General features: G+C 69.0%; 19 protein-coding genes. 9 read left to right on the top strand and 10 right to left on the bottom strand.

Features of this window, described 5'->3' with window-relative positions; genetic code table 11:
* The first annotated feature begins 36 nt into the window (after nt 1-36).
* A complete protein-coding gene (locus tag A4R44_RS39380) occupies nt 37-1,176 on the top strand; it encodes an FAD-dependent monooxygenase (protein ID WP_095213897.1) in 1,140 nt (379 codons plus the stop codon).
* Here the strand turns inward: A4R44_RS39380 and A4R44_RS39385 are convergent.
* Both A4R44_RS39385 and A4R44_RS39390 read right to left on the bottom strand, forming a co-directional pair.
* Entirely contained in the window at nt 1,148-1,795 is a 648-nt protein-coding gene (locus A4R44_RS39385) for a response regulator transcription factor (protein WP_067592861.1), read from the bottom strand. The two genes, A4R44_RS39380 and A4R44_RS39385, sit on opposite strands and share 29 nt — an antisense overlap.
* Nucleotides 1,792-3,336: a sensor histidine kinase gene (locus A4R44_RS39390; RefSeq protein ID WP_067592864.1), complete on the bottom strand. Its 1,545-nt coding sequence runs from the start codon at nt 3,334-3,336 to the stop codon at nt 1,792-1,794. The genes A4R44_RS39385 and A4R44_RS39390 overlap by 4 nt, the downstream gene beginning before the upstream one ends.
* A gap of 81 nt (nt 3,337-3,417) precedes the next feature.
* Here A4R44_RS39390 and A4R44_RS39395 point away from each other — a divergent pair, with 81 nt between their 5' ends.
* Both A4R44_RS39395 and A4R44_RS39400 read left to right on the top strand, forming a co-directional pair.
* The gene (locus A4R44_RS39395; RefSeq protein WP_067592866.1) at nt 3,418-3,627 is read left to right on the top strand and encodes a hypothetical protein; all 210 of its coding nucleotides are present in this window, start codon (nt 3,418-3,420) and stop codon (nt 3,625-3,627) included.
* Nucleotides 3,624-4,352 carry a hypothetical protein gene (locus A4R44_RS39400; protein WP_067592868.1) on the top strand — a complete coding sequence of 243 codons (729 nt, stop codon included), beginning with the start codon at nt 3,624-3,626 and terminating at the stop codon, nt 4,350-4,352. Before A4R44_RS39395 ends, A4R44_RS39400 begins: the two co-directional genes overlap by 4 nt.
* On the opposite strand, the gene A4R44_RS39405 is transcribed toward A4R44_RS39400, so the two are convergent.
* The 8 genes from A4R44_RS39405 to hutH all read right to left on the bottom strand — a co-directional run bounded on the left by A4R44_RS39405 (nt 4,349) and on the right by hutH (nt 14,159).
* Nucleotides 4,349-4,570, bottom strand: a complete 222-nt coding sequence (locus A4R44_RS39405) for a hypothetical protein (RefSeq protein WP_067592871.1) — start codon at nt 4,568-4,570, stop codon at nt 4,349-4,351. The two genes, A4R44_RS39400 and A4R44_RS39405, sit on opposite strands and share 4 nt — an antisense overlap.
* An 11-nt stretch (nt 4,571-4,581) precedes the next feature.
* Nucleotides 4,582-5,712, bottom strand: coding sequence for an inorganic phosphate transporter (locus A4R44_RS39410; RefSeq protein WP_067592878.1), 1,131 nt, complete (start codon nt 5,710-5,712; stop codon nt 4,582-4,584).
* Between the two features lie 239 nt (nt 5,713-5,951).
* Nucleotides 5,952-7,157 (bottom strand): NAD(P)/FAD-dependent oxidoreductase, encoded by a 1,206-nt coding sequence (locus A4R44_RS39415; protein ID WP_095213898.1) that lies wholly within the window; start codon nt 7,155-7,157, stop codon nt 5,952-5,954.
* Between the two features lie 184 nt (nt 7,158-7,341).
* A complete protein-coding gene (gene hutI, locus A4R44_RS39420) occupies nt 7,342-8,487 on the bottom strand; it encodes an imidazolonepropionase (protein ID WP_067592881.1) in 1,146 nt (381 codons plus the stop codon).
* Nucleotides 8,475-9,779: a formimidoylglutamate deiminase gene (locus A4R44_RS39425; RefSeq protein ID WP_067592884.1), complete on the bottom strand. Its 1,305-nt coding sequence runs from the start codon at nt 9,777-9,779 to the stop codon at nt 8,475-8,477. The genes hutI and A4R44_RS39425 overlap by 13 nt, the downstream gene beginning before the upstream one ends.
* Nucleotides 9,776-10,972 carry an allantoate amidohydrolase gene (locus A4R44_RS39430; RefSeq protein ID WP_067592887.1) on the bottom strand — a complete coding sequence of 399 codons (1,197 nt, stop codon included), beginning with the start codon at nt 10,970-10,972 and terminating at the stop codon, nt 9,776-9,778. The genes A4R44_RS39425 and A4R44_RS39430 overlap by 4 nt, the downstream gene beginning before the upstream one ends.
* Nucleotides 10,969-12,630 carry a urocanate hydratase gene (gene hutU, locus A4R44_RS39435; RefSeq protein ID WP_067592890.1) on the bottom strand — a complete coding sequence of 554 codons (1,662 nt, stop codon included), beginning with the start codon at nt 12,628-12,630 and terminating at the stop codon, nt 10,969-10,971. The genes A4R44_RS39430 and hutU overlap by 4 nt, the downstream gene beginning before the upstream one ends.
* 2 nt (nt 12,631-12,632) lie before the next feature.
* Nucleotides 12,633-14,159: a histidine ammonia-lyase gene (hutH, locus tag A4R44_RS39440; RefSeq protein WP_067592893.1), complete on the bottom strand. Its 1,527-nt coding sequence runs from the start codon at nt 14,157-14,159 to the stop codon at nt 12,633-12,635.
* A 180-nt stretch (nt 14,160-14,339) separates the two neighbouring features.
* On the opposite strand from hutH, the gene A4R44_RS39445 reads away from it, so the two are divergent.
* From A4R44_RS39445 to A4R44_RS39470, 6 genes are all read left to right on the top strand, one after another.
* Complete coding sequence (locus A4R44_RS39445; protein ID WP_067592896.1) at nt 14,340-15,125, top strand: IclR family transcriptional regulator; 786 nt, start codon at nt 14,340-14,342, stop codon at nt 15,123-15,125.
* Nucleotides 15,126-15,585: 460 nt separating this feature from the next.
* On the top strand, nt 15,586-17,193 hold the full coding sequence (locus tag A4R44_RS39450) for a class I adenylate-forming enzyme family protein (protein WP_198545632.1): 1,608 nt from the start codon (nt 15,586-15,588) through the stop codon (nt 17,191-17,193).
* Nucleotides 17,190-17,867 carry a tRNA-dependent cyclodipeptide synthase gene (locus A4R44_RS39455; protein WP_067592899.1) on the top strand — a complete coding sequence of 226 codons (678 nt, stop codon included), beginning with the start codon at nt 17,190-17,192 and terminating at the stop codon, nt 17,865-17,867. Before A4R44_RS39450 ends, A4R44_RS39455 begins: the two co-directional genes overlap by 4 nt.
* Nucleotides 17,868-17,881: 14 nt before the next feature.
* Entirely contained in the window at nt 17,882-18,622 is a 741-nt protein-coding gene (locus A4R44_RS39460) for a class I SAM-dependent methyltransferase (protein ID WP_067592902.1), read from the top strand.
* Nucleotides 18,623-18,892: 270 nt separating this feature from the next.
* A complete protein-coding gene (locus A4R44_RS39465; RefSeq protein ID WP_067592905.1) occupies nt 18,893-19,264 on the top strand; it encodes a hypothetical protein in 372 nt (123 codons plus the stop codon).
* Nucleotides 19,261-20,184 (top strand): hypothetical protein, encoded by a 924-nt coding sequence (locus tag A4R44_RS39470; protein ID WP_067592908.1) that lies wholly within the window; start codon nt 19,261-19,263, stop codon nt 20,182-20,184. The genes A4R44_RS39465 and A4R44_RS39470 overlap by 4 nt, the downstream gene beginning before the upstream one ends.
* Nucleotides 20,185-20,192: the final 8 nt, after the last annotated feature.

Below are 20,192 nucleotides of genomic sequence, written 5' to 3' on the forward strand. Positions count from 1 at the left end.
GGTGTAGAGTCCTCTACAGACGTAGAGGAGGTCGGCATGGCTTCGCGAAGCGCGGTCGTGGTCGGGGGCGGCATCGGCGGACTGGCGGCGGCGATCGGGTTGCGCCGGGTCGGGTGGGAGGTCACGGTGCTCGAACGGGCACCGGAGCTGACCGCCATCGGCGCGGGAATCTCGTTGTGGCCCAACGCGCAGCGGGCGCTGGCCGAACTGCGCGTCGAGCCGCGGATCTCCGCCCAGCGAGGGGGTGGCCTGGTCGACTGGCGCGGGCGTCGGCTGGCCAGTTGGGACGCGGACCTCTTCGTGCGCAGTCACGGGCTGCCGCTCGGCGCGATCCACCGGGCGAGTCTGATCGAAACGCTGCGTTCAGCACTGCCGGACGAATGTCTCAAGACCGGGGTCGAGGTGACGAGCGTCGAGCAGAACGGCGTGGTGCACCACGGTTCCGGCTCGATCGAGGCGGACCTGATCGTGGCGGCCGACGGAATCAGCAGCCCGATCCGGCAGGCGCTCTTCCCGGCCGCGCGCGTGGAGTACAGCGGCGGCGCGGCGTTCCGCGGGATCGCCAAGCTGCCGCTGAAACCCGCCCTGAGCACGACCTGGGCGGCCGGAATCGAAATCGGCGTCCTGCCGTTGCTGGACGACGAGGTGTACTGGTGGGTCTCCGAAGCCCGCCCGGCCGGGATCCGGCACGACGACCACCGCGCCTACCTGAGCGGGAAGTACGGTCGCTGGCACGACCCGATTCCGCAGCTCATCGACGCCACCCCGGAAATCCTGCTGCACGACACGCAGCACCTGGCGACGCCGCTGCGCAGCTACACCCGTGGCCGCATCGCGCTCCTCGGGGACGCCGCGCACGCGATGCCGCCGTTCCTCGGACAAGGCGGCTGCCAGGCACTGGAGGACGCGGTGGTGCTGGCTTCGCACACCCAAGCGTCCACAGTGGACGAAGCACTCCGGCGGCATGACGCGGAACGCCGCCCGCGTACGCAAAAGGTCGCGAAGGCGTCGCTGCAGGCCGGTGCCAGCGGACCACTCCTCCGCAACCCGGCGGCAGTCGCGCTGCGAGCGGGTTTCACCCGGTTGCTCCCCGCGGCGGTCACCACCCGGGTCGGAGCCAGCATCAGCCGCTGGCAACCGCCGAAACTCACACCAGCCCAGCCTCGAAAGCCGTGATCGCGGCCTGCACCCGGTTCCGCACGTCCAACCGGGTCAGGATCGTGCTCACGTGCGCCTTCACCGTTCCCTCCACCACGAACATGCGCGCCGCGATGTCCGCGTTGGACAGTCCTTCGGCCAGCAGCACCAGCACCTCCCGCTCGCGGTTGGTCAAGACACTCACCCGCTCGCGCGCGGTCGCGGCCCGGCTGAACCGGTTGCCGGACAGTCGCGTGATCACCCGGTGCGCGACCTTCGGCGAAAGGAAGGCCGCGCCATCGGCGACCGCGTGCACCCCGGCGAGCAGTTCTCGCGGATCGCCCGCCTTGAGCAGGAATCCGCTCGCGCCAAGGCCGAGCGCACGTTCGATGTACTCGTCCTCGCCGAACGTCGTCAGTATGAGAACGCCGGTGTCCGGCAGCAGCTTCCGAATCTCCTCAGCCGCGGCGAGCCCGTCGAGACCGGGCATGCGGATGTCGAGCAGCGCGACGTCCGGCCGGTTCGCGCGCGCCAGTTCGACTGCCGCACGTCCGTCCCCGGCCTCGGCCACCACCTCGATTTCCTTGTCCGAGGCCAGAATCGCGGCCACGCCGGCGCGGATCATCGCTTCGTCGTCGGCCAGCAGTACGCGGATCACGGTTCGTCCTCACTGTAAAGATCCTTGCTCGCCACTCGATCGTCCACAAAGCACAGTCGATAGACGGCATAGTTGAAGTTGAGCCAGCTCCGGCCGGCTCCGTAGTACTCGCAGGTGCTCCGGTAAGGCTGCGGCGGCACGTTGATCGACGGCAGCGTGGTGCGCTGGCGACCGGGAAGCATCGGTTCGACGGCCGGGTGCGGCATGCCGATCTGGATCCGCGCGTACGAATCCGGCGGCAGCTCCGACGACGACCACTGCACCAGGAAGGCCACGCCCGCCCCGCCGATGACCACCCCGAACAGCGCCAGCGGCACCACGATCGCCTGCACCAGGCTCGACCGGACAGCTCGACGGGCGCGCTCCAGCTCGCGCGCGGCCTGCCCGATCCCGTCGTCCTGCTCCGGCGCGGGCGCCGAGTCGTGCGGCAGGCTGGCCGCCACCTCGAACCCGCCGTCCACCGGGCCCGCCGTCAAGCTCCCGCCGACCAGCCGCACCCGCTCGTGCAGGCCGATCAACCCCTGTTGCCCGGACCGGTTGGGCAACGGTCCGGCAGGCGGCGGCGCGTTCCGGACCCGGACGTCGGTCGACTCGTTGGTGCTGGTCACAACCACCGTCACGGCCGCGCCAGGCGCGTGCTTCGCCGCGTTCGTGAGCCCTTCCTGCACCACGCGGTAGACCGCCCGCGCGACCATCGGCGGCGCGCCGTCCAGATTGTCCAGTCGCGCGCCGATCTCGATCCCGGACGCCCGCGCACGGTCGATCAGTTCCCCCAGATCGCCCTGCACCGGCTCGACCGGCGCGGCGTCCTCGCGCAGCACGCCGATGATCTCGCGCAGCCGTTCCGTCGCCGTCGCCGCGCCCGCCCGGAGCTGTCCGGCAGCCTCCCGTTGCTCGTCGCCAAGCTCCCTGTCGACCTCCAAGGCCGCCGCGCGCACTGCGATCAGGCTCAGTTCGTGGCCGAGCGAATCGTGCATGTCGCTGGCGATCCGGGCCCGCTCGCGCAGCCGGGCTTCCTGCGCGACCAGCCGGTGCCTGCTCTCCATCTCCTCCGCGCGCCGCCACCCGTCCTGCGCGAGTTCGCGCCGCAGCCGCACGTGCCTGCCGAGCAGGCACGGCGCGACCCCGGCGAACGCGAGTGTGCCGAGCACCGCGCCCCACGCGTCGAATCCCGACTTCAGCAGGAAAGACAGCGGGATCCCGGCCACCGCGATGACGAAGAAGCAGATCATCGCCACCCGTGCCCTGGCCAGCCGCAGCCCGGCCAGGTACGAGATCACGACGATCAGGAAGAACTCCCACACCGCCACCCGGCCGCCCCAGCCGAACGCGATGACCAGCGCCGTCGTCATCGCCACTGCCAGCGCGAACGCCGGGTAGACGCGGGCGGTGGCCATCGCCAGGGTGACCGACACCAGGCCGTAGCCGAGTTCCCAGACATTCGGGGCGAGTGGTCCGTCGAACACGACGAACCCGCACAACGCGGCCCAGAGCAGCAGGTCGAACGCCACGCGCCACCGGACTCGCGTTGCCTCCTTCATTCCGGAGACGCTACAAGGACCGCCCGATTCGTCACCACTGCCGAAAGTCAAGGTCGAGATCGTGCGGCATGATGGGTCACCATGGCTGAACGCACACTGGCGCAGCAGCTCGGCGCTCCGCTACCGGACGGCATCGAATCCCTGCCTGAGCAGCACAAACAGGATTTGTCCTCGGCGTTGCGGGACGCCCGGCACCGGCAAGCGCAGGCACTCGCCCGTGCGGGTGAGGAAAGCCTGAAGTACGTGCCCGCGCTGCTGCGCGGCGCGGTGCGGAAAGCGGTCGGCCTGTGAACCCGGAAATCCTGAAGCTCGCCCGGGTGCTCGACGTCGACCCCGCCCGGCTCGACTACCTCGCCGACGTCGAGCAGGGCGAGGTGCGGCTGCTGCGCGAGCAGATGACGACCACGCTGTTCGACGCGAACCTCGTCGTACTGGAGCGGATGGCGCTGGCGAGCAAGCTGCTGCCGGCCGGAGTGACCGCGAAGATCGCGGAGAAGGTGTTCGGCCCGCTGCTGTGCGCGCGGATCGCCGGACTGGTCGACGTGTCGCGCGGCGTCGACGTCGCGAAACGGCTGTCGCCGAAGTTCCTCGCCTCGGTCGCGGCGGAGCTGGATCCGCGACGCGCGACGTCGATCATCACACGGATCCCAATGCAGACAGTCGCGGCGGTCGCCGAGGAACTGACCCGCCGCGAGGACTGGATCACGCTGGGCCGTTTTGTCGGCCATCTGCCGGACGAAACAGTCCGCCGCTGCATCGGCCTGCTGGACGACGCCGGTCTCCTGCACACCGCGTACGTGCTGGACGACCGGAGCCGGATCGACCACGTACTCGGCCTGCTCGGAGACGACCGCCTGCCCTCGCTGGTGCGCACCGCCGCCGCGGACGAGACGCTGTGGGCACCGGCGCTGGACGTGCTGGCCCAGGTGAACGAAGCCCGCCGAGCGACGGTGCGGCCGCTGCTCGACGAGCTTCCGGAAGAACTGCGAACCCGCGCGGAGGCGGCGCTCGCCTAGGCCACGATCAGGTAGATCCCGTATCCGATCACCGCGGTGCAGATCGCGAAGCACACCACCGCACCTGTCAGCTGAACCGTACCGCTGCCGCCATTCGCCCGCGCCGTCACCCGCTCCGACAGCCCGCGCACCCCGTACGCGAACAGCCCGGTCAGCACGACGACCGCCGCCAGCGCCACCACGAAAACGATGCCGAGAGCACCCCAGTTGATCGCCATGTCGTGCTCCCTCAGACCGCGACCGGGGCGGCCTCGGCGGCCTCCGGCTCGTTGTTGACGGTGGCCGGTGTGACCGGGTTGCGCCGCGACGCGAGCCAGATGCCCAGCGCGAGCAGCACTCCGACGCCGCCGACGAGGACGGTTCCCCAGCTGCCGCGGGTGGAGACCGCGGCCGCGATGGCCCCGACGATCGCGGCGGCGGGCAGCGTGAGCGCCCAGGCGAGCACCATCTTGCCCGCCACGCCCCAGCGGACCTCGGCGAGTTTCCGGCCGAGCCCGGAGCCGATGATGCCGCCCGAGGTGACATGCGTGGTCGACAGCGCGAAGCCGAGGTGCGAGGAGGCCAGGATGACCGCCGCGGAACTCGTCTCGGCGGCGAACCCTTGCGGCGTCTGGATTTCGGTGAGCTTCTTGCCCATCGTCTGGATGATCCGCCAGCCGCCGAGGTAGGTGCCGAGCGCGATCGCCGCGCCGGAGGCGAGGATGACCCACACCGGCGGGTTCGACCCCGGCGCGAGCGAACCGCCCGCGATCAGCGCGAGCGTGATGACACCCATCGTCTTCTGCGCGTCGTTGGTGCCGTGCGCGAGCGAGACCAGGCTCGCCGAAAGCACCTGGCCGGTCTTGAAACCCTTGCCGACCACGTCTTGGCGCGCCTTGGCCGTGATCCGGTAGACGAGGAAGGTGCCGGCGATCGCGACGACGCCCGCCACCACCGGCGACGCGAGCGCCGGGATCAGCACCTTTTCGACGACCTTCGCGAAGTGCACGGCGTCCGCGCCGGAGGCGATCCAGGTCGCCCCGATCAGCCCGCCGAACAAGGCGTGCGACGAACTCGAGGGCAGCCCGACCAGCCACGTCACGAGATTCCAGACGATGGCCCCGACCAGTCCGGCGAAAATCACTACCGGCGTAACCTTGGTGTCGTCGACGATGCCGCCGGAAATGGTTTTCGCGACCTCGATCGAAAGGAACGCGCCGACGAGATTCAGCACCGCCGAGATCGCGACCGCGACCCGGGGTTTCAGCGCACCGGTGGCGATAGAGGTGGCCATCGCGTTGGCCGTGTCGTGGAACCCGTTGGTGAAGTCGAAGGCCAGCGCCGCGACGATCACCACCAGGACGATGAGAGAAAAGTCCATGCCCGCTCTCCAGTCCGGAGTGTCCTGCGGGAGTGACGGTACCTACGTCGGCGGGGTCTCCAGATCCCTCAGCGAGTGGCCAGTAGTTGAACTCTGCGTGAACGCGACCTTGCCGCTGCCGCTGGTTTTCCGCCGTTCACCCGCTGGTCCTTTTTCCTCGTCGCCCTGATGGTTCGAGACCGCGCGCGGAGCCGGGCGCGGGGGCAGCAAATCCGCCCTCGCACCCTTCTGCCGGCCGCTCAGAAAGCAGACACTGGTGACATCTCCGGCAATGGGTTCTGCCCCAGATGCAGCGCCCCGTTCGCGGCGGATTCCCGGACCGCGGCGAAGCCATACCGGCGCATTTCCGCCTCGTATTCCCCGATCGCGTCCGGCGCGCCGCTGCTCAACGCGGCGGCGAGTGCGGCCCCGTCCCGCATCGCGGTGTTGGCGCCGGCCCCGGCGGCCGGGCTCATCGCGTGGATCGCGTCGCCGACCAGGCACACCCGCGATGGCGCCCAGGGCCCGATCGGCACGCTGGTCCGGATCGAAACGAGGAAGGGCGAGTCCGGAAGCCAGCTTTCGACCATCCGGCGCACGCGCGGGTTCCAGCCGGCGACCCGGTCGAGCACGAGCTTGCGCATCTCTTCCCCGGACAGCGCGCGGAGTTCGTCGTCCGTCCGCCCGAAGATTTCCTGGCGCGCACCGAAAGCGCAGGTCATGTACGGCGCGTCGGGGCTGAGCCGAACCTGCGGCGCGAGCCGCGCGCAGGCGTCGGCGATCGGCTCCGGGTAGTCGACCGGCGCGAAGCCGATCATCTGCTTGTGCGGCCCGGAAACGATGCTGAACACGGCGAACATCTCCGGGTCGAACAGTTCCCGGGTCGCCTCGGTGAGCGGGATTTTCGCATACAGCTGACGCAATCCGGTGTCCACGATCCGCGCGTGCGGGAGATATTGCCGCCGCACCGGCGAATTCACCCCGTCCGCGCCGACGAGAACCGCGCCGCGCGCCTCGGTCCCGTCGGCGAAGTGCGCGACCACGCCGTTCTCGTGCTTTTCGTACCGGACGAACTCCTTGCCGAAGCGGACGTTGCCGAGGCCCTCGAACAGAATCTGCCGCAGCGTGAACCGGTTGACGTTGCGCTGGGTCTCGCCGTCGTCGAGCACGAACTCGGTCCGTGGCGTCAGCTGGCTGTCGTAGATCGTGGTGGCGTTGCGCGGCTGGCCCGAGGTGGCCAGGAACAGCTCGTGCAGGTGCGGCGGCAGGACTTGCCGCAGCGCCTGGTCGCCGCGGGAATCGATGTGCAGCCGATAACCCTGCCGGCGCGCGTCCAGCGCGGAATCGCGTTCGTAGACCTCGCACGGGACCCCGGCTTTGCGCAGCCCTTGGGCGAGACACAGCCCGCCGAGCCCGGCCCCGATCACGAGCACAGTGTTATCCGCGTTGTTCACGTCATTCGCCATCAGCGAAGTCCCTTCCGTACCAACATTCTGGTTCGAGAGGGACGCACTGGGCTCGGCCCGCGTAAGCCGGGCGTCGGAAACAGAGCGAATGTGTCGTCCGGCCTAACCCATACCGGACAATGGTCTTTCGCGCGTCCTGTTCCCTTTCACATTAGCGCAGCCGCGGACGCCGTCGCCACCCTGGTTAACGCAGCTTTGCCCCTTTCCGCCACACCGAGTGGGTCAACGGGACCCCGGGCCGATAAGCGAGATGCGTGGTGGACGGCGCGTCGAGTACGTGCACATCGGCCCGCGCACCCGGCCGCAGATACCCGACGTCCTCGCGACGAAGTGCCCGCGCGCCACCGGCGGTCGCCGACCACACGGCCTCGTCGACGGTCATCCGCAGCTGAAGCACCGCCGTCGTCACGCAGAACGCGACCGACGTGCTGTACGAACTGCCCGGATTAGCATTGCTCGCCAACGCGACCGTCGCGCCAGCGTCGAGCAGCCGCCGCGCCGGAGCCAGCGCTTGCCTGGTGGACAAATCGCACGCGGGCAGGATCGTCGCGACCGTGTTGGACGACGCGAGCGCCTCGACATCAGCATCGCTCAGGTACGTGCAGTGGTCCACGCTCGCCGCGTCCAACTCCACCGCCAGCCGCACGCCCGGGCCCTCGCCGAGCTGATTGCCGTGCACCCGCAGCCCAAGCCCGCGCTCCGCCGCCGCTTTGAGCACGCGCGCCGACTGCGCCTCGTCGAACGCACCGGTCTCGCAGAACACATCGGCCCACCGCACGTACGGCGCGACCGCGTCCAGCATTTCGCCGCAAACCAAGTCCACATAGGACTCCGCGTCCGCACCCGGCGGCACGAGGTGCGCCCCCAGGAAGGTCACCTCGTCCGCGGCCGCGCCAGCGATCCGCGCCGACCGCGCCTCGTCAGCGACGGTGAGACCGTATCCGGTCTTCGTCTCCAGGCAGGTCGTGCCCTGCGCGGCCGCTTCCTCGACATGTCGACGAAGGTTCGCCGCCAGCTGCTCGTCCGAAGCCGCTCGCGTCGCATCGACGGTGACCGCGATGCCGCCTGCCGCGTAAGCCTGTCCAGCCATCCGCGCCTCGAACTCGGCGGTGCGGTCGCCCGCGAACACGAGGTGAGTGTGGCTGTCGACCCACCCAGGCAGCACAGCACGGCCCTCGACGTCGACGCGCTCGTCGGCGTCCGGTGCCCGCGCTGCCGGACCCGCCCACCCGACGGTCTCGCCGTCGAGCACCAGCGCGGCGTCGCGGAGCTTGCCCAGCTCCGGGTCGTTCGTGGTGAGCTCGCCGATTCCGGTGATCAGAACTGCCACAACGCCTCGATCTCCTTGGCCAGCAGGGTTTCCGGTCGTTCGATCAGCACGTGCGCGCCGTCGCGCACCACTTCCCGCCCGGCCACCACTACGGTACGGACGTCCGCGGCCGCGGCGGCGAACAGCACGCCGGACGGTTCGATCCCGGCCGTGCGCACCGTGTCCGTCGCGACCGCGACCAGGTCCGCCCCGGCACCCGCCGCCAGGGTGCCGGTCTCCGGCCAGCCCGCGGAGAGGTGCTCGGTCCCAGCGGCGAGCAGTTCCTCAGCGGTGAACCGGCCGCGTTCCTCGCTGGCGAGCCGATCGTCCAGCTCCAGCGCCCGGGTCTCCTCGAACGCGTCGACCACCGCGTTGCTGTCGCTCCCGATGCCGAGCCGCGCGCCCGCGTCAAGCAGGCTCCGGGCCGGGCCGATGCCGTCGCCGAGGTCCCGTTCGGTGGTCGGGCAGAAACACGCGCCGCTCCGGGAATCACCCAGCCACTTGATGTCCTGCTCGGTCAAGTGGGTCGCGTGCACCGCGGTGAGCCGCTCGCCGAGCACGCCGTAATCCCAGAGCAGCCCGGTCGGCGTCCAGCGGTACGCGGCCTCGCACTGCTCGTTCTCCGCGCGCTGCTCGGACAGGTGGATATGCAGTGGCCGGTCCTTCGGCACCGCGTTGTCCACCTTCGGCAGTTCGTACTCCGGCACCGCGCGCACCGAGTGGATCGCCCCGCCAACGCGGAACAGGTCGTCTTCCTTCAGCAGCGCAACGCGTTCCGCCCAGTTTTCGGCGGAACCGTCCGAAAACCGCTGCTGCACCTCGTCCGGCGGCACGCCGATGCCGCCCGCGAGGTAACAGGTGTCGAGCAGGGTCATCCGGATCCCGGCGTCCCGCGCGGCCTGCCGCAACGCGTCGCCCATCGCGTTCGGCGACGCGTACGGCTTGCCGCCCGGACCGTGGTGCAGGTAGTGGAACTCGGCGACGCTCGTGTACCCCGCCAGCACCATCTCCGCGTAGACGCCCCGGGCGAGCCGGTAGTACGAATCCGGATCGAGCCGGGCGGCGAGCGAGTACATCCGCTCCCGCCAGGTCCAGAACGTGCCCCGCTCGTGGTGCGTCCGGCCCCGCAGCGCGCGGTGGAACGCGTGCGAGTGCCCGTTGGCGAACCCGGGGAGCGTCAGTCCATTAAGGATAGTCCCGGTCTTCTCCGCACAAGCAGTCACCGACACTATCCGGCCGTCGGCGATTTCGATCCGGACCGCTTCCGCGATCCCGTCGGGCAGCCAGGCCCGTTCGCACCAGTAGGTGGTCATCTCGCGAGCCGCTCCAGCACCTCGGCCAGCGCCCGGGCACCGGCCTCGACGTCGTCCGCCTCAGCGAATTCCTCCGGCGCGTGGCTGATCCCGGTCGGATTGCGAACGTAGAGCATCCCGGACGGCACGAATCCCGACAGGATCGCCGCGTCATGCCCGGCACCGGTGGGCAGCTCGGGCGGATTGCCCAGCCACTCCCCCAGCGACCGCCGCAGCGCCTCGTCGAACACCACGTCGTCGGAGTACGACTCGCGCGTGACCGCCAGCTCGCACCCTTCCGCCTCGGCAGCGGCCCGCGCCGCCTGAGTGATCTCCTCGACCAGCGCCGGCGTCGAGGTGCCCGGAACACGCGCGTCCAGCCACATGTCCACAGTGGACGCGATCACGTTCGTCCCGCCCGGTGTGGGCACCAGCCGTCCCACCGTCGCCCGCGCGTCCGGCATCTTCCGCGCCAGCCGCCGCACCGCGACCACCGTCTCGGCGGCGGGCAGCATCGGGTCGACCCGATCCGCGAGCAAGGTCGCACCCGCGTGGTTTCCCTGTCCGGCAAAGGAAAACCGCCACCGTCCGTGCGCGATCACCGTGTTGCCGACCGCCACCGGCGACCCGAGGTCGATCAGCCCCCTGCCCTGTTCGACGTGCAGCTCCAGGAACTGCCCGATCATCCCGAGCCGGTCCGGATCCGCGCCGACCCGGTCCGCCTCCAGCCCGGACTTCGCCGCGGCCTCGGCGAACGTGACGCCGGACGGATCCCGCAGCGCCCGCGCCCGGTCCGCGTCGATCGTCCCGGTGAGCAGCCGCGAACCGAGACACGGCACGCCGAAGCGCCCGCCCTCCTCCTCGGCGAAGACCACCACCGCGAACGGTGTCGCCGGACGGAACCCTTTGACCTGCAACGCTTCCACCGCAGCCAGCGCACTCACGACGCCGAGCGGCCCGTCGAACGCGCCGCCGCCCGGCACCGAGTCCAGGTGGCTGCCAGTGACGACCGCGTCCGCGCCGGGAGCGCCCCACCACGCCCACAGGTTGCCGTTGCGATCAGTCTCGACGTCGAGGCCCAGCCGCTGCGCCCGTTCGACGAACCACGTGCGCAGATCGTGTTCCGGCGAATCGAACGCGTGCCGCGAGTAGCCGCCGCGCCGGGCGTCGCGGCCGACGTCGGCGATCTCGCCGAGCAGCCCGGACGCGGTCACGCCTGCTCCCGCATCGGCACCCGCACACCGCGCTCGTCGGCGACCTCGGCCGCGCGGTCGTATCCGGCGTCGACGTGCCGGATGACGCCCATGCCCGGGTCGTTCGTGAGCACCCGCTCCAGCTTCTGCGCCGCCAGCGGCGTGCCGTCCGCGACGCTCACCTGCCCGGCGTGGATCGACCGGCCCATGCCGACCCCGCCGCCGTGGTGGATGGACACCCAGCTCGCCCCGGACGAGGTGTTGACCAGCGCGTTGAGCAGCGGCCAGTCGGCGATCGCGTCCGAGCCGTCGGCCATGCCCTCGGTCTCGCGGTACGGCGAGGCGACGCTGCCCGAGTCGAGGTGGTCGCGGCCGATCACTACCGGGGCCTTCAGCTCGCCGCTGGCCACCATCTCGTTGAAGCGCAGGCCGGCCAGGTGCCGTTCGCCGTAGCCGAGCCAGCAGATCCGCGCGGGCAGGCCCTGGAAGGCGACGCGCTCGCCGGCCATCGTGATCCAGCGGGCCAGCGATTCGTTCTCCGGGAACAGTTCGAGCATCGCGCGGTCGGTCGCGGCGATGTCCTCCGGGTCGCCGGACAGCGCGGCCCAGCGGAACGGGCCGTTGCCCTCGCAGAACAGCGGCCGGATGTAGGCGGGCACGAAGCCGGGGAAGTCGAACGCGCGCTCGCAACCGCCGAGTTTCGCCTCGCCGCGCAGGGAGTTGCCGTAGTCGAAGACCTCGGCACCGCGGTCGAGGAACCCGAGCATCGCGTCGACGTGCTCAGCCATCGACTCGCGCGCCCGGTCGGTGAACTCGTCCGGCTTCTTGGCCGCGTAGTCCTGCCAGTCGTCCACGCCGATGCCCTTGGGCAGGTAGGACAGCGGATCGTGCGCCGACGTCTGGTCAGTGACGATGTCCACCTCGACGTCGCGGCGCAGCAGCTCCGGCAGCACCTCGGCGGCGTTTCCGACCACGCCGACCGAAAGCGGACGCCGCTCCTTCTTCGCCGCGGTGACCCGCCGGATCGCGTCGTCCAGGTCGTCGGCCACCTCGTCGAGGTAGCGGTGCTCGACACGGCGGTGCGCGCGCTGGGCGTCGACCTCGATGCACAACGCCACGCCGTCGTTCATCGTGACCGCGAGCGGCTGCGCGCCGCCCATGCCGCCGAGCCCGGCGGTGACGGTGAGCGTGCCGCGCAGCGTGCCGCCGAACCGCTTCTTCGCGACCGCGGCGAACGTCTCGTAGGTGCCCTGCAGAATGCCTTGCGTGCCGATGTAAATCCACGAACCGGCGGTCATCTGCCCGTACATGGTGAGACCCTGCTGCTCCAGCCGGCGGAACTCCGGCCAGGTCGCCCAGTCGCCCACCAGGTTCGAGTTCGCGATCAGCACCCGCGGCGCCCATTCGTGCGTGCGGAACACGCCGACCGGCTTGCCGGACTGGACCAGCAGCGTCTCGTCCTGCTCCAGCGCGGTCAGCTCGCGGGTGATCGCGTCGAAGCTCGCCCAGTTGCGGGCGGCGCGGCCGGTGCCGCCGTAGACGACCAGGTCGTCGGGCCGCTCGGCGACCTCCGGGTCGAGGTTGTTGTGGAACATCCGCAGCGCGGCCTCGGTCTGCCAGTTCTTCGCGGTGAGCGAGGTGCCGCGGGCGGCGCGGACGGTACGGGCGGTGCTAGTCATGCTCAGGCCTCCAGTTCGGCCGCGGCCAGGACAGCGCCCGACCGCACGAGTTCTTCGGCAGCCGCGATCTCCGGCGCCAGGTGACGGTCGGGGCCAGGACCCTCGACCTTGGTGCGCAGCAGGTCCCGGACGCGTCCGGTGACCGGCGAGGGCCGCAGCGGCGCGCGGAAATCGAGCGCGCGGGCAGCGGTGAGCAGTTCGACGGCGAGCACGGTGGTCAGGCCCTCGACCGCCTTGCGCAGCTTGCGCGCGGCGGACCAGCCCATGGACACGTGGTCCTCCTGCATCGCGCTGCTCGGGATCGAATCGACCGAGGCGGGCACCGCGAGCCGCTTCAGCTCGCTGACCACGGCGGCCTGCGTGTACTGCGCGATCATGTGCCCGGAGTCGACGCCGGGATCGTGCGCGAGGAACGGCGGCAGGCCGTGCGAGCGCGCCTGGTCGAGCATCCGATCGGTGCGGCGTTCGGCGATGCTCGCCACGTCCGCCACCGGCACCGCGAGGAAGTCGAGCACGTACGCGACCGGCGCGCCGTGGAAGTTGCCGTTCGACTCCACCCGGCCGTCGGCCAGCACCACCGGGTTGTCCACCGCGGACCAGAGTTCTCGCTCCGCGACCAGTTCCGCGTGCGTCAGCGTGTCCCGCGCGGCGCCGTGCACCTGCGGCGCGCACCGCAGGGAGTACGCGTCCTGTACGCGGTTGCAGTCCGGACCCCGGTGGCTTTCCACGATCTTCGACCCCTGCAACGCCGCGAACATCCGCGCCGCGCTGGTCGCCTGTCCGGGATGCGGGCGCAGCGTCTGCAGATCGGCGGCGAACGCGCGGTCAGTGCCCAGCAGCGCCTCGACGCTCATCGCCGCGGTGAGGTCCGCGACATCCAGCAGCCGGTGCAGGTCGGCGGCGGCGAGCAGCAGCATGCCGAGCATGCCGTCGGTGCCGTTGGTGAGCGCGAGGCCCTCCTTCTCGGCCAGCACGAGCGGTGTGATCCCCGCCGCCCGCAAAGCGTCCGCGGCGGGCTTCCGCTCGCCCGCGTGGAACACCTCGCCCTCGCCCATCAACGCGAGCGCGACCGCGGCCAGCGGCGCGAGATCGCCGGAACAGCCGAGCGAGCCGTACTCGTGCACGACCGGCGTGATGTCCGCGTTGAGCAGGGCCGCAAGCGTTTGCGCCGTCTGCGGGCGGACGCCGGTGTAACCGCTGGCCAGCGTCCGCAGGCGCAGCAGCATCAAGGCGCGCACCACCTCCGGCTCCACCGCCGGTCCGGCGCCTGCGGCGTGCGAGCGGATCAGGCTGCGCTGCAGCTCGGTGCGGCTCTCGATGGGGATGTGGCGCGTGGCGAGCGCGCCGAACCCGGTCGAGACCCCATAGGTCGGCGACGTGGCGTCGGCGAGGTCTTCGATGTGCTGGCGGGTGGCGGCGAGGTTCTTCTCGACCGACTCGGCGAGCCCGACGTGCGCGTGCCCACGGACGATGTCGACAACCTGCGCCGCGGTCATCGGCTTCGAGCTCAGGAGGACTGGTTCCGGCATGCCGCCATTGCACCTCCCGGCGGGCCGCGGCGACAGGGCGGAGTTCGCGGTAGTGTCTGGTATCCAAGACAACACGTGGCGAGAGCCTCGACCACCGGCGCGAAGGGACCCCTCATACTCCGTTCGGGCAGTGCGAGGGGTCCCCTCGCGCCATTTCCGGAGGAGGCTGAAGAGTCACCCGTGAGCAGTTCCGACGTTCCCGCCCTGCGCAACGGCCTCTCCGTGCTGCGCCTGCTCGCCGGCCACGCGGGCCCGGTCTCGGCCGCGGCCATCGCCCGCGACCTGGAGCTGCCTCGGTCGACGACGTATCACCTGCTCAACGAGCTGACCGCGGCCGGTTTCGTCACGCATCTGCCCGCCGAACGCCGCTACGGCCTCGGCATCGCCGCCTTCGAGCTAGGCTCGGCCTACCTGCGCCATGACCCGCTGGAGCGGCTGGCCGGACCGCTGCTGCGCAAACTGGTCGACCGCATCGGCCACACCGCGCACCTCGGCGTCCTGCACGGCAACGAATCGCTGTACCTGATCAAGGAACGCCCAGCCCGCCCGGAAACCCTGGTCACCGATGTCGGCGTGCGACTGCCCGCGCACCTGACCGCGTCCGGCCGCGCCATGCTGCAACACCTCCCAGCCGCACATGTCCGCGCCCTGTTCCCGGCCGCCGCGTCGTTCGTCCTGCGGACTCCGCGCGGACCCAATTCGCTGGCGGCGCTACGCCGCACCTTGGCGACTGAGCGCCGCCTCGGCTGGTCAGTGGAAGACGGTCACGTGACGGCGGGCTTCGCCTCGGTCGCCGCCCCCGTGTTCGACCACGGTTCCAGGCCGATGGCCGCGATCAGCGTGACACTGCGCCACCTCTGCCCAGACGACGTTCCCTGCGAAGAAACCTTCCCCGACCTGGCCGAAGCCGTCGCCGCGACAGCCGCGACGCTCACCACGCACATCGGCGGCACCCGCCCAGCGTGACCCTCCGTCAATTCCCCCAGAAATAAAACGCGAACGAGCACACCTTAACCGAAATGCTCAACCGCGCAAACCGGCACAACGGCGCTCCCGGGCCACCGCAGGACGTCCCCCACTTGTCGCAATATCCGCATTGACTGCCGCCAACGGCCGATTGACAGTCGCTATCCGCTCAGGTATAGCTCTAATGGGGTTAAAGCGAAACTCAAAACATCAGGGGGCCTTGAGTGGATTCGCTTCAGTACGTTCCTGCTTGTTTGCTTACCGGCAACCGGTAGCTCGTCTTCACCGATCCGGGCATCGCGGGGGCGACGCTCGGATCAGCATTGCTCTGCCTTCCGAACATTCCCGCACAGCGATTCGCGTGCAATTCGACTCGCTGCGATCGCCCTTGCCCGCATTCGGGCGAGGGCGGCAACCGGCCTTGTGCTGTCGGACAGCACCGCATAGGAGCACTTCAGCCATGAAACCGAACTGGGCCTTCAGCCTGGGCGAACTGTTCGATCACCGAAGCAGTTCCGGCAAGCCCATGACGTTCCACCTGTCCCGGCCGCTGGACATCGACCGGGAAGACCGCTCAAGCCTCGACCTCCCCGCACTGGCGGCGCTGGTCCGGGACTCCGCGGGCGTCCTGAGCAAAGCGGGCGTGAAACCCGGCGACCGGGTGGTCGTCTACAAAGCCAATCATTTCGACTGCATTCTGCTGGCCGCCGCGATCTCCCGGATCGGAGCGGTCGCCGTGATGCTGTCCGGCTTGCTGGGAAAACAAGCCGTACAAAGCCTGATCCGCCGGGTGGAACCGTCGGCGATCGTCACCGACGCCGAACGTATCGAACGCGCGGAAATCACGTCCGAGGATTTTCCCGACCTCGCCGGAAAGATCTTCAGCGTCAACGGCGACTCGCCGCACGCGCAGACCTACGCGAACCTCGAAGCAGAACCGCACCCGCGCCCCGTCCTCCGCCGGGACGACGAACTCCTCATGCTCACCCACACCTCCGGCACCACCGGCATCCCCAAATTGATCATCTTCCCGCCGGCCACCATCCAAAAACAAATGGCCAGGCTGGAATGCCGCCATTTCCCGCCCCTGACGTTCCGCCGCAACGACGTCGTGGCCATGTTCACGCCCTACGTGCACGCCCGGGCTTTCACCTGGATCTATTCGGTGCTGACCCTGTCCCCGGCCACCGTGCTGGCCATGGACGACAGCTCCCCGGACGTCGTCGACCGGGTTTTCCGCCAGTACCGGCCGACTTTCATGGAAGCCCTGCCCATCGACTACTCGGCCATGGCTCCGCTGATCCGCACCGGCGCGAACAACCCGTTCGCCCGCATCCGCCTGTTCGCCGGAAACTTCGACGCGATCCGCTGGCCGGTCATCCGCCGGTTCCTGAACGCGTCCCGGCACCCGTTCCCGCTCTGGCGCGACGGCTACGGCCAGTCGGAAACCGGCGGCATGGGCATGACCGTGCTCTCGCGCCGCTCCGCGAACCGCCCGCGCGACTACAAACCCGGCCCGCGCGTCGTAGGCCGCCCGATGCCCGGTTTCGTCACCCTCAAGATCGTCGATCCCGACACTTTCGAGCCCGTCGGCCGCGGCCGCCCCGGCCTGGTTCTGGCCAAAACAAAGGCCCGCTGCGCCGGCTACTACGGCGAACCCGAACGCTGGAAGGAAAAGCTGGTGGGCGACTGGTGGAACACCGGCGACATCGGCATCCTCACCCCGACCGGAGCGCTGAAGATCGTCGACCGCGAGGTCAACTTCGGATCCGGCATCGGCTACCTGGAATTCGAAGACACCTTGGCAGACCGCCTGCCGGAAGGCTCCGACGTCGCCATCCTCCCGCGCGGCGACGACCTGCCGCTGCCCGTTGTCGCCACCCGGGACGGCCGCCTGGACGACACCGACTGGTCCCGGGCCCGCACCGGCCTCCCCGCCCTGGCCGAGCCGGTGGTCATCGCCGCGACGGACATGCCGCGGACCGCGACCGGCAAAATCGTCCGGGAAGAACTGCGCCGCACCCACCTGGACACCGTGGCCACTCCCGGCACCGGACGCTGGACATGATCAGCAACGGCTTCAGTGTGGAACCCTTGACCCCGTCCTGCCGCGAAGTCTGGGAATCCCGCCGCCACGCGGTTTTCGGCGTGAGCCCAGGCAACAGCTATTTCAACGTCGACCGTCTGCGCTCCACTTTGGACTGGCTGCATACGGAGTTCAAGCAAATCGACGTCATCATCCCCGACAGCGCGCTGAAACACACCTTCACCGCCCTAGGCTACGACCAGGCCAAGGCAGCGAAGAAGGCTCGGTCGGAAACCAACGTCCTGCGCAACCGAGTCCTCCGAGCCTGGACAGACCTAGGCGGCCCAAGACCAACCGACGGCGTACACCGCATGTCCGAACTCTCGGCGAACCCCACCTATACCGAGGTTCTGGCACACTGCGCCCACCTGACCGCCATGGATCCCACCCTGGCTTCCGCCAGCACCGAAATGACCGTAGAGGTCCTAGCCGGCAAAGGCCTGACCGGCGATGCCACGCCGCCCCAAATCGCCGAAGCAAAGAACTATCTCATCGCCGAACTTCCTTTCTTCGTATCATCCGGCAGAATCTTTGACGTAGACGCCTCCCTGAACTTCTATCACCAACCCCTTCCCTTGGCGAAGGTGATCTTCTCGGACTCCGCAGCCCTGAAACCAGACCCCGGCCAGGGCTACGCCACAATCCGCCCCGCCTGAAACCGGAGAGTCTTATGACGAAATCCGCCGACCAGTACGACCAGGTAGCCGCCGCCTTCGCCGACGTAGAAGCGATAATCAGCTTCGTCCGGGAAAACCTGGAATGGCCCTCGTTCAAGAATTTGCTAGGCGACCTGCGCGGCCTGCGAGTACTGGACGTCGGCTGCGGCGAAGGGAGCTTCACCCGCCGCATCAAGCAATTGGGCGCCGCGCGGGTAGTAGGCACTGACCTCTCACCCGGCATGATCGCCCTGGCCCAGCAGGCGGAAGCGCGAAACCCGCAAGGCATCGCCTACGAAGTCCAAGACCTGGCGGCAATGCCGCCCCAAGGCGAGTTCGACGTAGTGACGGCTATCCATGTCCTGCACTACGCGGACACCCGGGAAACCCTGCAAACCATGGCAAACACCATGCACGCCAACCTGAAACCGGGCGGCAAGCTGGCAATCCTGAGCGCAAACGCCAACTCCGGCGAAGAATCCGAGACCGCGGCGGGCTTCCGCACCTACCGCCCGGCGAACCCGAAGGAAGGCGACAAGTTCAAGGTGGCTGTCCTGACCACGCCGCCTACGGAGATCGAGGTACATCACTGGCCTGCTGAGACGATCAGTGACGTCCTGCAGACCGCAGGCTTCACGAACGTCTCTTGGGACCTGGTAAAGCCCTCGACGGCTGTCGCCCCAGCCGACCAGGACCGAGCTGCACGCTGCGCAAAAAACCCGACAAGTTTGACGCTTGCCGCGATAAAGCAGTAGCAGCTACCTGCCCCAAACGCAGCCGGCTCGCGCATCCAGCGTGGGCCGGCTACGCGTGCCTACCCAATCCCGCTCCTGCTTGAGCGGCTCGCTTACAAGCCGATTAGCGCTTTATTAGGACATACGGTGACCGAGTCGCTACCATTAGTCGGTGTTGGTGAGCTACCGACTGAGTCCGCGCGCGGGGAGGACGCACATGGCTGAGCAGGCAGGACCACCAATCGACACCGGTTTCCGCCGAGGCGAGCGCCGACGTCGATAGGGGGAAACGTGGATCATCAAGGCAAAGAGTTCGGCGTTGACCTTTACCAGCTTGAGAAAGTCGCCAAGGTTGACTTTCCCGCGATCTCAGCTGAATACGGAGAGGCGATCGGCGGCTGCGAACGCGTCCTTGCCGGAGTAGCCCAGTCGATGCGGCGTCCAGACCGCTTCGGCGGCGACGCGCTCGGGCCGGTGTACCGGGCCTATCTCGGCCTGCACGATGCCGTCGAGACCCTCCTCAAGGAAACGAAGAGCAACCTGGACGACACCGCGACGGCGCTGGGCAAGGTCGCGCAGCTGTACGCGGGGACCGACCAAGCAGCGAGGGACGAGCTGAACCGCCGCGCGCGCACCGACCCCGAACTGGACGGCAGCCGATGACTTTCGACCAGCTGATGCAGCATGCGAAAGACATCAAGGAGAAGGCCGTCGAGCTGGCAATCAGGGAACACGATCAGAAGTACGCGACGCAATCCGGCGTGGTCGGCGATCCCGAGTCGTTCAGGAAGCATTACGCCTTCATCGAAGCGCTGTTCGAGCCGTTCTCCGGGATGCCCGATCCAGCTGGCTACGATCCGCTGATCGCTGACCTCAATGCGGCCATGGCGAAGCTGAACACCAGCCCCAGCCACGCCACCCAGCTCACCAGCGACGTGGGTCTGGCAAACCCTCTCCTCGACAAGATGACCACCGACGGCGGTTATCTGCAGGAGTGGACCGGCGAAGCCGCGATGGAGTTCAAGGCCCGCTTCATCGACACCTTCATAACGATCTCCGGAAATCAGTTCACCATGTTGTCCACGCTTAAAGGCGCGCTCCAAGCGCACCAGGAGATGTGGCGCAAGGCGCGCGACGACATTGACAAGATCGCGGAAAGCACGAAGAACGCGCTCGACAACGCTGGCGGCTGCGGCAAGAACCAGTGGAGTTTCGGGTTCTCGGTGCTCTCCGCGGTTGTTGCCGTCGGCGGAGTGGCAGTCACTGTCGCGACCGGCGGCACCGGCCTGGCAGTGACCCTTCCGGCGATCGGAGCCGCGGCGTCGACAGGCAGTGCGGGCGTGGCCGCGATAACAGCGTCCGGCGACTCGGCGGAGACCATCGTCAACTCGATGAAGCAGGCGGTTGACGACCTCGCCCGGCATATTCACGAGGTCGAGACGCAGCAGATCGCGAGCAAGGTGCAGGCGCTGACCGACGCCGTGCACGGGAACAAAGACAAGCTGGTCAGCGCACGGCCGAACCTGGCCGGGATGAGCGACCGCGAGCTCGCCAGTGACCATGGCATGGGCAAGTCGGACTAGCGGCGGGA

The organism is Amycolatopsis sp. M39, assembly GCF_001651785.1.
GTDB lineage: Bacteria > Actinomycetota > Actinomycetes > Mycobacteriales > Pseudonocardiaceae > Amycolatopsis > Amycolatopsis rubida.

Excerpts from the sequence above, each read along its gene's own strand:
- A4R44_RS39410 (WP_067592878.1), bottom strand. The coding sequence starts at position 5,712 with ATGGACTTTTCTCTCATCGTCCTGGTGGTGATCGTCGCGGCGCTGGCC.
- hutH (WP_067592893.1), bottom strand. The coding sequence starts at position 14,159 with ATGCCGGAACCAGTCCTCCTGAGCTCGAAGCCGATGACCGCGGCGCAG.
- A4R44_RS39425 (WP_067592884.1), bottom strand. The coding sequence starts at position 9,779 with ATGACCACCTACTGGTGCGAACGGGCCTGGCTGCCCGACGGGATCGCG.
- A4R44_RS39455 (WP_067592899.1), top strand. The coding sequence starts at position 17,190 with ATGATCAGCAACGGCTTCAGTGTGGAACCCTTGACCCCGTCCTGCCGC.
- hutU (WP_067592890.1), bottom strand. The coding sequence starts at position 12,630 with ATGACTAGCACCGCCCGTACCGTCCGCGCCGCCCGCGGCACCTCGCTC.
- A4R44_RS39405 (WP_067592871.1), bottom strand. The coding sequence starts at position 4,570 with ATGGCGATCAACTGGGGTGCTCTCGGCATCGTTTTCGTGGTGGCGCTG.
- A4R44_RS39380 (WP_095213897.1), top strand. The coding sequence starts at position 37 with ATGGCTTCGCGAAGCGCGGTCGTGGTCGGGGGCGGCATCGGCGGACTG.
- A4R44_RS39390 (WP_067592864.1), bottom strand. The coding sequence starts at position 3,336 with ATGAAGGAGGCAACGCGAGTCCGGTGGCGCGTGGCGTTCGACCTGCTG.
- A4R44_RS39395 (WP_067592866.1), top strand. The coding sequence starts at position 3,418 with ATGGCTGAACGCACACTGGCGCAGCAGCTCGGCGCTCCGCTACCGGAC.
- A4R44_RS39470 (WP_067592908.1), top strand. The coding sequence starts at position 19,261 with ATGACTTTCGACCAGCTGATGCAGCATGCGAAAGACATCAAGGAGAAG.
- A4R44_RS39460 (WP_067592902.1), top strand. The coding sequence starts at position 17,882 with ATGACGAAATCCGCCGACCAGTACGACCAGGTAGCCGCCGCCTTCGCC.
- A4R44_RS39415 (WP_095213898.1), bottom strand. The coding sequence starts at position 7,157 with ATGGCGAATGACGTGAACAACGCGGATAACACTGTGCTCGTGATCGGG.
- A4R44_RS39450 (WP_198545632.1), top strand. The coding sequence starts at position 15,586 with ATGAAACCGAACTGGGCCTTCAGCCTGGGCGAACTGTTCGATCACCGA.